Source organism: Acidovorax sp. Root70 (assembly GCF_001428225.1).
Classification (GTDB): Bacteria; Pseudomonadota; Gammaproteobacteria; order Burkholderiales; family Burkholderiaceae_C; genus Acidovorax.
Genome location: NZ_LMHQ01000001.1, coordinates 82,008 through 94,064 on the forward strand (window position 1 = coordinate 82,008; position 12,057 = coordinate 94,064).

General features: G+C 64.9%; 13 protein-coding genes. 6 read left to right on the forward strand and 7 right to left on the reverse strand.

Annotated features, from left to right (window positions below):
- Positions 1-242 precede the first annotated feature (242 nt).
- A complete protein-coding gene (locus tag ASD94_RS00345; protein WP_056637030.1) occupies positions 243-1,649 on the reverse strand; it encodes a CHASE3 domain-containing protein in 1,407 nt (468 codons plus the stop codon).
- A gap of 124 nt (positions 1,650-1,773) precedes the next feature.
- Here ASD94_RS00345 and ASD94_RS00350 point away from each other — a divergent pair, with 124 nt between their 5' ends.
- Positions 1,774-2,406: a response regulator transcription factor gene (locus ASD94_RS00350; RefSeq protein ID WP_015015475.1), complete on the forward strand. Its 633-nt coding sequence runs from the start codon at positions 1,774-1,776 to the stop codon at positions 2,404-2,406.
- Positions 2,407-2,534: 128 nt separating this feature from the next.
- Here the strand turns inward: ASD94_RS00350 and ASD94_RS00355 are convergent, their stop codons facing one another.
- From ASD94_RS00355 to gpmA, 4 genes are all read right to left on the reverse strand, one after another.
- Entirely contained in the window at positions 2,535-2,972 is a 438-nt protein-coding gene (locus ASD94_RS00355; RefSeq protein WP_056637033.1) for a response regulator, read from the reverse strand.
- 111 nt (positions 2,973-3,083) lie between these two features.
- Entirely contained in the window at positions 3,084-3,833 is a 750-nt protein-coding gene (locus ASD94_RS00360; RefSeq protein ID WP_056637035.1) for a HesA/MoeB/ThiF family protein, read from the reverse strand.
- Between the two features lie 105 nt (positions 3,834-3,938).
- Positions 3,939-5,375, reverse strand: a complete 1,437-nt coding sequence (locus ASD94_RS00365; protein ID WP_056637038.1) for a S41 family peptidase — start codon at positions 5,373-5,375, stop codon at positions 3,939-3,941.
- A 122-nt stretch (positions 5,376-5,497) separates the two neighbouring features.
- Entirely contained in the window at positions 5,498-6,241 is a 744-nt protein-coding gene (gpmA, locus tag ASD94_RS00370) for a 2,3-diphosphoglycerate-dependent phosphoglycerate mutase (protein WP_015015479.1), read from the reverse strand.
- Between the two features lie 86 nt (positions 6,242-6,327).
- Here gpmA and ASD94_RS00375 point away from each other — a divergent pair, with 86 nt between their 5' ends.
- The 4 genes from ASD94_RS00375 (at position 6,328) to ASD94_RS00390 (ending at position 8,707) form a co-directional block, all read left to right on the forward strand.
- Positions 6,328-6,735: a rhodanese-like domain-containing protein gene (locus tag ASD94_RS00375; RefSeq protein WP_056637041.1), complete on the forward strand. Its 408-nt coding sequence runs from the start codon at positions 6,328-6,330 to the stop codon at positions 6,733-6,735.
- 78 nt (positions 6,736-6,813) lie between these two features.
- Positions 6,814-7,071, forward strand: a complete 258-nt coding sequence (gene grxC, locus ASD94_RS00380; protein WP_015015481.1) for a glutaredoxin 3 — start codon at positions 6,814-6,816, stop codon at positions 7,069-7,071.
- Positions 7,072-7,179: 108 nt separating this feature from the next.
- The gene (gene secB, locus ASD94_RS00385; RefSeq protein ID WP_056637043.1) at positions 7,180-7,638 is read left to right on the forward strand and encodes a protein-export chaperone SecB; all 459 of its coding nucleotides are present in this window, start codon (positions 7,180-7,182) and stop codon (positions 7,636-7,638) included.
- Between the two features lie 52 nt (positions 7,639-7,690).
- Entirely contained in the window at positions 7,691-8,707 is a 1,017-nt protein-coding gene (locus ASD94_RS00390; RefSeq protein WP_056637046.1) for an NAD(P)H-dependent glycerol-3-phosphate dehydrogenase, read from the forward strand.
- Between the two features lie 326 nt (positions 8,708-9,033).
- Here the strand turns inward: ASD94_RS00390 and lysA are convergent, their stop codons facing one another.
- Positions 9,034-10,278 carry a diaminopimelate decarboxylase gene (lysA, locus tag ASD94_RS00395; RefSeq protein WP_056637049.1) on the reverse strand — a complete coding sequence of 415 codons (1,245 nt, stop codon included), beginning with the start codon at positions 10,276-10,278 and terminating at the stop codon, positions 9,034-9,036.
- 113 nt (positions 10,279-10,391) lie between these two features.
- On the opposite strand from lysA, the gene ASD94_RS00400 reads away from it, so the two are divergent.
- Complete coding sequence (locus ASD94_RS00400; RefSeq protein WP_056637053.1) at positions 10,392-11,363, forward strand: LysR family transcriptional regulator; 972 nt, start codon at positions 10,392-10,394, stop codon at positions 11,361-11,363.
- A gap of 111 nt (positions 11,364-11,474) precedes the next feature.
- Here ASD94_RS00400 and coaD read toward each other — a convergent pair whose 3' ends face one another.
- Positions 11,475-11,981, reverse strand: a complete 507-nt coding sequence (gene coaD / locus ASD94_RS00405) for a pantetheine-phosphate adenylyltransferase (protein WP_056637056.1) — start codon at positions 11,979-11,981, stop codon at positions 11,475-11,477.
- Positions 11,982-12,057 lie beyond the last annotated feature (76 nt).

The following is a 12,057-nucleotide window of genomic DNA, read 5'->3' on the forward strand; positions in this document are numbered from 1 at the left end:
CAAAGGCCGCCGAATGCCGGTGTCTGGCGCGCCCCCGTGTCGGCGGCGCAGTGGGCCCGTTGTAGGACGACACGCACGGGCCGATGCACAGCCCAGAACGCCGTCGCGCGCACTAGGCCAGCGCCGCAGGCAACACCCCACGGTGCACGAACACCAGGCGTTGGCCACCGCAACAGCCCGCACGCGGAGCGCCCCGCAATGCAGAGGATGGGAAGAGTGTGGGGAAAGAGGCGGCGTGCGCCTCACGCGTCGTGCGCGGCGGCGCTGAGGCGCGGCTCGGACGGCGTACGCGGCAACGGCAAGACGGCAGACAAGACCGTGCCATTGCCGGGTCGCGAGGTGAGCGTGAGACGCCCGCCAGCGGCCTCGACCCGGTGGCGCATGCCCGCCAGCCCGTGGGAGGTGGGTCGCACGGTGGCAGGGTCAAACCCTACGCCATCGTCGCGCACATGCACCGCCACGTGCGTGGGGTAGCCGTGCACCGATACCAGTACCTTGCTGGCCTTGGCATACTTGCCTACGTTGGTCAGAGCCTCCTGCACCATGCGGTACACCGTGAGCTGCACTGCATCGGGCAGCTGTACGGGCTCCAGGCTGGTCTCGACCTCGATGCCCGCGCGCTCGGCGTATTCACGCGTCAGGATCTCCAGCGCGGCCGTGAGCCCCAGGTTGGACAGGGACGACGGGCGCAGGTCTTCGATGATGCGGCGCTTGAGCGCAATGCCGCTGTTGAGTGTTTCCGTGAGGTGCTTGAGCCGTTCGGAAATATCGGGGGCAGTGGCGTCGATCTTGGACTTGAGGCGCGCCACATCGAGCTTGGCGGCCGTCAACAGAGCCCCCAGTTCGTCGTGCAGCTCACGGGCCAGATGGCCTCGCTCTTCTTCGCGCACCTGCTGCAAGTGGTTGGCCAATTCAGACAGCGTGGCCGTGCGGTCGCGCACCAGCCCCTCCAGGCGGTCGCGCTCGCGCTCGAGCACCTCCTGCTCGCGCAGGTTGACGGCCTGCACCGCCTGGGTCTGACGCAGGTACATGTAAAACGCCAGCAGGCCAATGGCGGTGACCGTGGCAATGCCGATGCGCGACAGCATCAGCGACTGCTCGATCTGTTCGCGGCCATGCTGCAGGCGCTGGTCGCTGCGGGCGATGAGCGCTTGGGCATGCTGCCGGATCGCCTCCATGTGCTCCTTGCCCACGTCCGTATTCAGGATGAACTTCCAGGCGTCTTCGTTGCCCTGGCGGCGCAGACGCAGGCTGAGCTCCATCTCAGCGAGCTTGCGCGAGATCTGCCGCGACAGCAAGGCAAACTCCTGCATGTCGTCAGGCGAAGCCATGAACTGGGTGCGCAGACGATCAAGGTTGGTCTGTACGGTCGCCACAGCCTTGTCGTAGGGCTCCAGGTAAGTCTCGTTGCCCGTGAGCAGATAGCCGCGCTGGCCAGTCTCTGCATCCAGCATGCTTTGCAGCAGCTTGTTCACATCCGCGCGGGTGGTGAGCCCCTGGGCCAATTGCTCCACCGCATCCTGCGATCGCATATGCCCGGTTTCATTGATGCCCACCAGCACCATGGCCGCCAGCAGCGCCATGGGCAGGCTCAACGCCATCTGGCGGACTTTTGGTAACCAGCGCCGGGTGTTTTCTTGGAGATTCATACGCATATTCTGGATAATGACCGACTACTGTTTTGACGCCCCGTGCCGTGCAGTGGCACGACGGGGCATCTGGACTTCAACACACACCGGCAGTCCCTGGGCAGCCGCCTCGAAAGAAGCATCAATGATCAAGATCGGCATTGTGGATGACCATGCGATTGTTCGTTCCGGACTCAAGCAGTTCCTGTCCGAGCATGTGGACCTGCGGGTGGAAGGTGAGGCCGCCAACGGCCGCGAGGCCATCGACCTGGTGCGCAACAAGGAAATCGATGTGCTGCTGATGGACCTGTCGATGCCCGGCCAAAGCGGGCTCGACGCCCTGGCCATGCTGCGCGCCAAAGCCCCCGACATGGGCATCCTGATCCTGAGCGGCTACCCCGAAGAACACTATGCGATCAACCTGATCCGCCAGGGCGCGAGCGGCTACCTGAACAAGGAGTGCGAGCCGTCGGAGATCGTGGAGGCCATCCGTACCATCGCGCTGGGCCGCCGCTACCTGACGCCCGCCGTCGCCGAGCTGCTGGCGCAGCAACTCAACCGCAAGGACGACGCGCCGCCGCACGAACAGCTGTCGGAGCGCGAGTTTCAGGTGTTTCTCAAGCTGGCCAAGGGAGAGACTGCGGGTGACATTGCCAAGTCGCTGTCGTTGAGCGTGAAGACGGTGAGCACCTACCGTACACGCCTGATGGAAAAGATGAGCCTGTCGTCCAACAGCGACCTGACCTACTACGCGCTCAAGAACCGCCTGATCGACTGACATTGCGAGCCCTGCTTGCGCCCGGCGGTGCCGGGTCCGGGCAGGCCTGGCCGCAACGCTCGCTACAACGGAAAAAGGAAATAAAGAGCCCCGACTGCCGCACGCGCCCGCAGCGGCGGCGGGTGGAGTCACTGGGGAGCGCCCGATGAAGCGGCCGATGCACCGCCACCGCTGGCGGGCTCCATCCCGTGGGACGGACTGCTGTGTTGCACGCAGTAATCCACCAGCGCGTCGATCTCGTTGGATTTGTCAAACACCGCATCCACACCCAGCTGCGCACAGCGCATGCGCACGTCCGGTGTGGCGTAATTGCTCAGCACCACCATTTTTTGCCCCGGGCGCCGCGTGCGGCAGGCAGCCAGCACGCCCAAGCCGCTGCCTTGGCGCAAGAACAGATCAACGATGGCCAGGTCCCATTCCTCGGGATGCGTGGACAACCAATGGGTGCCCTCGTCTTCGGTTTCTGCCACCCCCACCGCTTCCACAGACGCCAGCTCCTCCAGAGTTCCGATGAGGTTCTCGCGGATGGTCGCGTTGTCTTCAACAATGTAGGTGCGCAGTTTCACGGGCGGGGTCCAGTGTGCGGACAGTGTGGGGCCGCTGTCCTAGCCTTGAATTTAAGGCTTTCATGGGCCGGATTCTGCCAGCCGCCACACGCTGGCCACGTAGGAAAAATCCTACCCCGCAACACACACCGCACAGTCGGTATGGCGCTGCACGCGCAGGGTGCTCCACTCCATGGCCCGACCATCGAGCATCAGCAGCCGCCCGGCCAGCGACTGCCCCACCCCAGCCATCAGCTTGAGCGCCTCGGCCGCCTGCATGGCGCCCACCACCCCCACCAGCGGGGCGAACACACCCATCGTGGAGCAGCGTGCCTCTTCAAACTCCGCATCGGGCGGAAAGATGCAGGCGTAGCACGGGGACTGCGCATCGCGCGGGTCCACCACCGTGATCTGCCCATCAAACTGGATCACCGCGCCCGCCACCAGTGGCCTGGCATGGCGCACGCAAGCGGCGTTGACAGCCTGGCGGGTGGCGTAGTTGTCGCTGCAGTCGAGCACCACCGTGGCGTCCTGCACCAGCTGGTCCAGCGCTGCAGGATCCACCCGGGTTTTCAGCGCCGTCACGCGCACTTCGGGATTGATGGCGGCCATGGCCTCAGCCGCCGAAGTGACCTTGGGGCTGCCCACCCTTGCGGTGGTGTGCGCGATCTGGCGCTGCAGGTTGGTCAGGTCCACCACATCGTCATCGACCAGCGTGATATGGCCCACACCGGCGGACGCAAGGTACAGCGCGGCGGGCGACCCCAGGCCCCCGGCACCGATGATGAGGGCGTGCGCCGCCAGCACGCGCTCCTGCCCCTCAATGCCCACCTCGTCGAGCAGGATGTGGCGGGAATAGCGCAGGAGCTGGTCATCGGTCATGGGAGGGCTGGTCTGTAGCAACCAGAAAATCAGCGGTGAAATAAGCCGAAAAGAAAAAGGCTGGATTCCTCGCGAAATCCAGCCTGGGGTCGGAGCGCGAAGGGCTCAATTCTCTTTCTTTTCTTCCTTGCGTTCTGTCAGGGTCTTGCTGACCAGCACCGGGCGGCCCTTGAGCTGGTTGAGTGCCTGCACCAGCTGGAAGTCCTTGTCCGAACCGAACTCGGGCACTTTGCGATCCGCAGCCGGCTTCTTGGCCTCGTCTTCCATGCGTTTGCGGGCTTCCTCGCGGGCCTTTTCACGGGCTTCGTCCTTCTTCTCTTCACCCTGGCCACTGTTCAGGTGCTTGTCCAAGTCGGCCTCGCGCATGCGCAGGGCGGCAAAGATGTTGCCCTCTTCCGACTCATCGATCATCACGTCGGGCACGATGCCCTTGGCCTGGATCGACTTGCCGCTGGGGGTGTAGTAGCGGGCCGTGGTCAGCTTGATGCCGGTGTCAGGGCCCAAGGGCCGCACGGTCTGCACCGAGCCCTTGCCGAAGGTCTGGCTGCCCATGACCGTAGCACGCTTGTGGTCCTGCAGCGCGCCCGCCACGATCTCGCTGGCAGAGGCAGAGCCTTCGTTCACCAGCACCACCAGCGGCACTGCCTTCAGGGATGCAGGCAGGCGTTTGAGCGGATCACCGCCTCCCCGGCGCTGGTAGTAGTCAGGGGCGGCCTTGTAGGTGGCCTTGCTGTCGGCCAGCTGGCCATTGGTGGTCACCACCGTCACGTTCTCGGGCAGGAAGGCCGCAGAGATCGCCACGGCCGCATCCAGCAAGCCGCCCGGGTCGTTGCGCAGATCGAGCACCAGGCCCTTGAGGTTGGGTTCCTGCTTGTAGACCTCTTCCACCTTGCGCACAAAGTCGTCCACCGTGCGCTCCTGGAACTGGGACAGGCGGATCCACGCGTAGCCGGGCTCGATCACCTTGCCTTTGACGGACTGGGTCTTGATCTCTTCGCGCGTGATGGTGACGGGGAAGGTGCGGTTCTCGTCCTTGCGGAAGATGGTGAGCGTGACCTTGGTGCTGGGCTCGCCACGCATGCGCTTGACGGCGTCGTTGAGCGCCAGGCCCTTGACGGCGGTTTCGTCGATCTTGGTGATCAGGTCGTTGGTCTTGAGGCCGGCACGGAAGGCGGGAGAGCCCTCGATGGGCGACACGATCTTGATCAGGCCGTCTTCCTGCGTGATCTCGATGCCCACGCCCACGAAGCGGCCCGAGGTGCCTTCACGAAATTCCTTGAAGGACTTCTTGTCGAAATACTGGGAATGCGGATCCAGACTGGAGACCATGCCGGAGATGGCGTCGGTGATGAGCTTCTTGTCGTCCACCGGCTCGACGTAATCGGTCTTGACCAGACCGAACACGGCAGACAGCTGCTGGATTTCTTCGAGCGGCAGCGGGGTCATGGCACCGCGCGCCACCGTTTGCAGTGACACCGTGGTGAGCGCACCCGCCACCACGCCTACCGACACCCATCCCGCAATCTTGAGTTTCTGGCCCATACAACACCTTTTACCGCTTCAAAACCAATATACACCTTGGAAGGGCCAAACCCGCCGCAGTTCCGCTTGGATGCTCACTTTGGCAGGGATAAGCGGGGTTTTCCCCGCTCTTTACCTGCAATTTACGCTTTGCCCTGCGACGCCACGGCGGCTGCGGCCTTAGCCGCCGCTTCGGCATCGCCCAAATAGTAGTGACGGATGGGCTTGAGGTCGGCATCAAGCTCATATACCAGTGGAATCCCGTTGGGAATGTTCAGGCCCACGATGTCAGTCTCGGAGATGTTGTCCAGGTACTTCACCAGCGCGCGGATGGAGTTGCCGTGCGCAGCCACCACCACCCGCTTGCCCGACCGGATGGCGGGCGCCATGGCCTCGTTCCAGAACGGCAGCACGCGGGCCACGGTGTCTTTCAGGCACTCGGTCAGGGGCACGTTCTCGGCCGCCACACCGGCGTAGCGGCGGTCGCCGCGTTCGCTGCGGGGGTCGGTGGCTTCCAGCGCTGGCGGGGGCGTGTCATAGCTGCGGCGCCACACCAGCACCTGCTCGTCGCCGTACTGCTTGGCCATGTCGGCCTTGTTCAGGCCCTGCAGGGCACCATAGTGGCGCTCGTTCAGGCGCCAGTCCTTGACCACCGGCAGCCAGGTGCAGTCCATTTCGTCCAGCGTGTACCACAGGGTGTGGATGGCACGCTTGAGCACGCTGGTGAACGCCAGGTCGAACTCGTAGCCCTCGGCCTTGAGCAGCTTGCCGGCCGACATGGCCTGGGAAACGCCAGTGGGCGTGAGGTCCACATCGGTCCAGCCGGTGAAGCGGTTTTCAAGGTTCCAGGTGGATTCGCCGTGGCGGATCAGAACGAGCTTGTACATGGTTTCCCCAGGAAAGGCAGGTCAAAAAATGCGGGCCAAAACCCAGCATTCTAGAATTACGCTGTTCGCCAACCCAAGGAAGCTTCGTGAAATTCATTATTGATAACTGGTATCTGTTCCTCGTTGCACTGGCTTCGGGCAGCATGTTGCTGTGGCCGGTCCTCAAGAACGCCAGTGGCGGCTCGCTGACGCCAGCGCTCGCCGTTCAGCTCATCAACCGCGAAAAAGCGGTGGTCATCGACGTGTGCGAGGCCGAGGAATTTGCCGCTGGCCACGTGAACGGCGCCAAGAACGTGCCCCTCTCCCAGCTCGAGGAGCGCCTGCCCACCGTGGTCAAAAACAAGGCCCTGCCCGTGGTGCTGGTCTGCGCCAGCGGTGCCCGCTCCAACCGCGCCGTCGCCATTGCCAAGAAGCTGGGCTATGAAAACGCCCAATCCCTGGCCGGCGGCCTCAAGGCCTGGCGCGAGGCCAGCCTGCCTGTGGAAAAAGCCTGATCCGCCCCCAGTTATTCGGTCAGCGCTAGTCTTGCGACTGGTTTTTCAGTCCCACAGGAAGAAAGAGGAAGGTTCGCCATGCAACCCGTGAAGATGTACACCACCGCCGTCTGCCCCTATTGCATCCGGGCCAAGCAGATCCTGAAGTCCAAGGGCGTGGAGCAGATCGAGGAGATCCGCATCGACACCGACCCCGCCGCGCGCAGCCACATGATGGAGATCACCGGCCGCCGCACGGTGCCCCAGATCTACATCGGCGACACCCATGTGGGTGGCCACGACGATCTGGTGGCGCTGGACAGCCGTGGCGAGCTGATGCCGCTGCTGGGCGCCTGACCTCCTCTTCGGGCGCTGCATAATGCAGCCCCATGTGCCCGCTGCGGGAGCTGCTCCCCGGCGGGTTTTGTTTTGCTAGCAATTTCGTAAGAGCAAAGAGACTTCACCATGGCCGACCAAGAAAACCCCGTGTTCCAGATCCAGCGCGTCTACCTGAAGGACCTGTCGCTGGAGCAGCCCAACTCCCCCGCCATCCTGCTCGAACAAGAGCAGCCCAGCGTGGACATCCAGCTGGGCGTGGAAGCCACCCCCGTGGCCGAAGGCATCTTTGAAGTGGCCGTCACGGCCACCGTGCAGACCAAGATCAAGGACAAGACCGTGTTCCTGGTCGAGGCCAAGCAAGCCGGCATCTTCGAAATCCGCAACGTGCCCGAAGACCAGATGGGCCCCATCATGGGCATCGCCTGCCCCCAGATCGTGTACCCCTACCTGCGTGGCAACGTGGCCGACGTGATCAACCGCGCTGGCTTCCCGCCCGTGCACCTGGCTGAAATCAACTTCCAGGGCATGTACGAGCAACAGCAAGCCCAGGCCGCCGGCCAGGCTTCGCCCATCATCACGCAGTAAGCATTCACAGGCATTTGTGCCTGTAGTGCTGGATGAATAAGCGCAGACAGCTATGAAAATCATAGTATTGGGCGCTGGGGCCTGGGGGACGGCGGTGGCCATGAGTGCCGCCCAGCACCCCGCAGGCCATGCAGTCACCTTGTGGGCGCGCGATGCCGCCCAGGCGGCCCAGATGCAGACGCAGCGGCAGAACGCGCGTTACCTGCCCGGCATCACCCTCCCCCCCTCCCTCACGCTGGCCCATGGCGACTTTGCTGCGCTGTGGACCGAGGCCGACCTCGTCATCGTGGCCACACCCATGGCGGCTTTGCGCGGCATGCTGCAGGCCCTGCACGGCTGCGCCGCGCCCGTGGCCTGGTTGTGCAAAGGCTTTGAGGCTGTGCCTGCGGGTGCCGAATCGGCGTCTTTTGGGCTGCTGGCGCACGAAGTACAGGCCCTGGTAGCTCCTGGGCTGATGGCAGGCGTATTCAGCGGCCCCAGCTTTGCGCAAGAAGTGGCGCTGGGCCAGCCCACCGCCCTGGTGGCTGCCAGCCCCCATGCGCAGGTGCGCGATGCGCTGGTCAGCGCCTTCCACAGCCCCAGCGTGCGCGTGTATGCCAACGAAGACATCGTGGGCGTGGAGGTGGGTGGCGCGGTGAAGAACGTGCTGGCCATTGCCACCGGCCTGTGCGATGGACTGGCGCTGGGGCTGAACGCCCGCGCCGCACTCATCACGCGCGGCCTGGCCGAGATGACGCGGCTGGGCCTGGCGCTGGGCGCGCGGCCCGATACCTTCATGGGCCTGTCGGGCCTGGGCGACTTGGTGCTGACCGCCACGGGCGACCTGTCGCGCAACCGGCGCGTGGGGATGCTGCTGGCCGAGGGCAAAACCCTGCCGCAGGCCGTCGAGTCGCTGGGCCATGTGGCCGAGGGCGTTTACAGCGCGCGCACCGTGGCGCAGCGGGCGGCAGCGCTCGGGGTGGACATGCCCATCACCCGCGCGGTGGTGGCGCTGCTGGATGGCCAGCTCACCCCAGCCGACGCGGTCGTCACCCTCATGGGGCGCGGGCCCGCATCCGAGCTGATGTAAGCACATCGCGTACCATCAAAACAAAAGGCCCCTGTGGAATTCCGCAGGGGCCTTTTTTGCGGCGCTGATGCAGCGCGCCGAGGTGTGGGTTCAGAACACCCCAAACAACATCAGCAGCAGCACAACCGACAGTGGGACGCCAAGTAGCCAGGCAATGAGAGGCATGGGGAACTCCTTGAAAGGGTGAGAAGGTCAGGTGGTTTCACTGTATTTCTCACCCCCGCCGGCCCTTGTCCGGCTTTGCACCCCAAACCCGTAGGCCCTCACCTACCTGGACCTGTGGCAGATCCCCCCCTCAGCGTAGGAGGCCAGCGCTGCGGCCTGGTTTACAGCCCCAGCTCCAGCGCCAGCAGCTCGTCCACCGTCTGGCGGCGGCGGATCAGGCGGGCCTGGCCGCCGTCCACCAGCACCTCGGCAATCAAGGGCCGCGTGTTGTAGTTGGAGGACATGCTGGCGCCGTACGCGCCCGTATCGTGGATCACCAGCAGGTCACCCACCTGGGCGGCGGGCAGGTCGCGCGGCAGCACCACGCCGCCGTCGCCCTGGGTGAACACGTCGCCCGACTCGCACAGTGGGCCTGCCACCACCGTGGGCTGCTCGGCCGCCGTGGAGCCGTCGCGGCGCAGCACGCTCATGGCGTGGTAGCTGCCGTACATGGACGGGCGCATGAGTTCGTTGAAGCCGGTATCGACCAGTACAAAGTGGTTATTGCCCGCGTTCTTGGTGGCGCGCACCTGGCCCAGCAGCACGCCCGATTCGGCCACCAGGAAGCGGCCGGGCTCGATCTCCAGGCCGAGCTTGTGACCCACGATGGCCTCGGCCTGCTGGCGCGCGGCGTCCCACAGGCCGTGGTAATGCTGCGTGTCCACCACCGGGTCACCGCTGCGATAGGGAATGGACAGGCCACCACCGGCCGAGATGGCGTGCAGGTCATGCCCCGCCGCATGCGCCGTGCGCACCAGATTGACCATGGCGCCGCACACTTCCTGCAAGTGGCTGTAGTCCACGCCCGAACCGATGTGCATGTGCAGGCCCACCAGCTTCAGGCCGTGCTGCGCAATCGCCGCCAGCGCCGCAGGCAGGTCGGTGTGCCAGATGCCGTGCTTGCTGTGCTCGCCGCCCGTGTTGGTCTTGTTGCTGTGGCCGTGGCCAAAGCCGGGGTTGATGCGCAGCCACACCGCATGGCCCGGCGAGCGCGCGCCCAGCTGGTGCAGCATGTCGATGGAACCCGCGTTGACGGGCACGCCATGCTCCACCACGCAATCGAGCGTGGCGGCGTCGAACAGGTCGGCGGTAAAGACGATCTCCGACGGTTCACCACCCGCCACATAGCCCGCCGCCAGCGCGCGCAGGATCTCGCCGCGCGAGACGGCATCCACCTTCACGCCCTGCTCGCGCATGAGCTTCAGGATGTGGATGTTGGAGCAGGCCTTTTGCGCAAAGCGGATGGTCTCGAAGTTGGACACCTGCGCGATGCGCTGGCGGATGGTGGCCGCGTCATACACCCACAGCGGGGTGCCAAACTGGTCGGCCAGTGCCCAGAGCTGGGCGGGGGAAAAAGGGTTGGACATGGGGAGGCTCCAAGGACACAAAGCGTGAACGATGCGCGGATGATGCCGCTATCCGCGTATTCAGTCGAATGCTTTGATTTACGCCATCCATTCAATATGGATATGCTCTGTGCATGACTGGCACGACCGAGCCCCCACTGAATCACCGCACCACCCACCGCATCACCCACCGCCACATCGAGGTCTTCCGTGCGGTGATGACCGCAGGCAGCGCCACCGGCGCGGCCAACCTGCTGCACAGCTCGCAACCGACTGTGAGCCGCGAACTCGCGCGGCTCGAATCGCTGCTGGGTTACGACCTGTTCGAGCGCGTACAAGGCCGCCTGCGTCCCAACGCGAGGGCGCTGGCGCTGTGGGACGAGGTACAGCGGTCCTGGCAGGGGCTGGAGCGCGTGGTGGACCGGGCCGTGGCCCTGGGCCGGTCAGGTGCGGTGCAGTTGTCGGTGCTGTGTCTGCCCGCGCTGGCCCACGCGCTGCTGCCGGGTGCGGCGGCGCGGCTGATGCAGTCGCACCCCGAGGCACACTCCACAACCAGCTTATCCGTCACGCCACAGGAATCGCCCCTGCTCGAAGAATGGATGAGTGCCCAGCGGTTTGACCTGGGCCTGTGCGAGCAGACCACCGCCCCACCCGGCACGCGCGCCGAAGTGCTGCTGACGCTGGACGAGGTGGCCGTACTGCCCGCAGGCCACGCACTGGCGCACCAGCCGGTGCTGAACCTGGCCGACTTTGCCGGCGAGTTTTTTGTGAGCCTGTCGGCCGACGACCCTTATCGACGGCTGATCGACGCCCGGTTTGGAGAAGCGGGTGTGGAGCGCACGCTGCGCGTGGAAACCCACAGCGCCGCCGCAGTGTGCGCCATGGTCGAGCAGGGCCTGGGCATTGCCATCGTCAACCCCGTTACCGCCTTGGCTGCGGCCAGCGAGCGGCTGGTGCTGCGGCGCCTGGCGTTTTCCATCCCGTTCAGCGTGACGGCGCTGCTGCCGCTGTACCGCCCACCCCTGCCTGAGGTGGCGCCCATGCTGGACGCCCTGCGCATGCAGGCCCAGGCCATTGCGGCGACGCTGCCGCTCGCCATGGACTGAGGCCACAGGATATAAAACTACTATTTTGATAGCAGCCCGGGCATATTGCACTAGCGCTATCGGCACAAAAGAGCCACAACCGGAGCTCTTGGTGCATTTCGGGCAGTGTCCTCAGCCCCCCGGCGCTGCTAGGCTGCGCACCTTGACAGCCAGCCGCTCTTCCACCGAGGGTGACACGAACTTGGTCACCTCGCCGCCCAGCACCGCGATCTCGCGCACAAAGGTGCTGCTGATGAACTGGTACTTGTCGCTGGGGGTCAAGAACACGGTTTCCACCTGCGGCATCAGGCTGCGGTTCATGCCGGCCAGCTGGAACTCGTAGTCAAAGTCGGTCACGGCGCGCAGGCCGCGCACCATGGCCTTGCCACCGCGCGACACCACAAAATCGCGCAGCAGGCCCGAGAAGGGCTCGACCTGCACCTGGGGATACATCTTCACGGCATCGCGCACCATGTCGATGCGCTCTTCCAGCGAAAACAGGGTCTTCTTGTGGTGCCCCGCCGCCACCGCCACGATCACACGTTCAAACAACTGGGTGGCTCTGCGCACCACATCTTCATGGCCCAGGGTGATGGGGTCGAAGGTTCCGGGGTACACGGCGAGCACGTTCTGGGCCATGGCTGGTTGTCTCCTGTCTGGCTGTATGGACGTTGGCCCGGGCCCGGGGAGCGGGTGAATCACCCGTTCTGCGGGG

Coding starts and splice junctions, on each gene's coding strand:
- grxC (WP_015015481.1), top strand. CDS start 6,814: ATGCAACCCGTGAAGATGTACACCACCGCCGTCTGCCCCTATTGCATC.
- ASD94_RS00365 (WP_056637038.1), bottom strand. CDS start 5,375: ATGGGCCAGAAACTCAAGATTGCGGGATGGGTGTCGGTAGGCGTGGTG.
- secB (WP_056637043.1), top strand. CDS start 7,180: ATGGCCGACCAAGAAAACCCCGTGTTCCAGATCCAGCGCGTCTACCTG.
- ASD94_RS00390 (WP_056637046.1), top strand. CDS start 7,691: ATGAAAATCATAGTATTGGGCGCTGGGGCCTGGGGGACGGCGGTGGCC.
- ASD94_RS00350 (WP_015015475.1), top strand. CDS start 1,774: ATGATCAAGATCGGCATTGTGGATGACCATGCGATTGTTCGTTCCGGA.
- ASD94_RS00360 (WP_056637035.1), bottom strand. CDS start 3,833: ATGACCGATGACCAGCTCCTGCGCTATTCCCGCCACATCCTGCTCGAC.
- gpmA (WP_015015479.1), bottom strand. CDS start 6,241: ATGTACAAGCTCGTTCTGATCCGCCACGGCGAATCCACCTGGAACCTT.
- ASD94_RS00345 (WP_056637030.1), bottom strand. CDS start 1,649: ATGAATCTCCAAGAAAACACCCGGCGCTGGTTACCAAAAGTCCGCCAG.
- lysA (WP_056637049.1), bottom strand. CDS start 10,278: ATGTCCAACCCTTTTTCCCCCGCCCAGCTCTGGGCACTGGCCGACCAG.
- ASD94_RS00400 (WP_056637053.1), top strand. CDS start 10,392: ATGACTGGCACGACCGAGCCCCCACTGAATCACCGCACCACCCACCGC.
- coaD (WP_056637056.1), bottom strand. CDS start 11,981: ATGGCCCAGAACGTGCTCGCCGTGTACCCCGGAACCTTCGACCCCATC.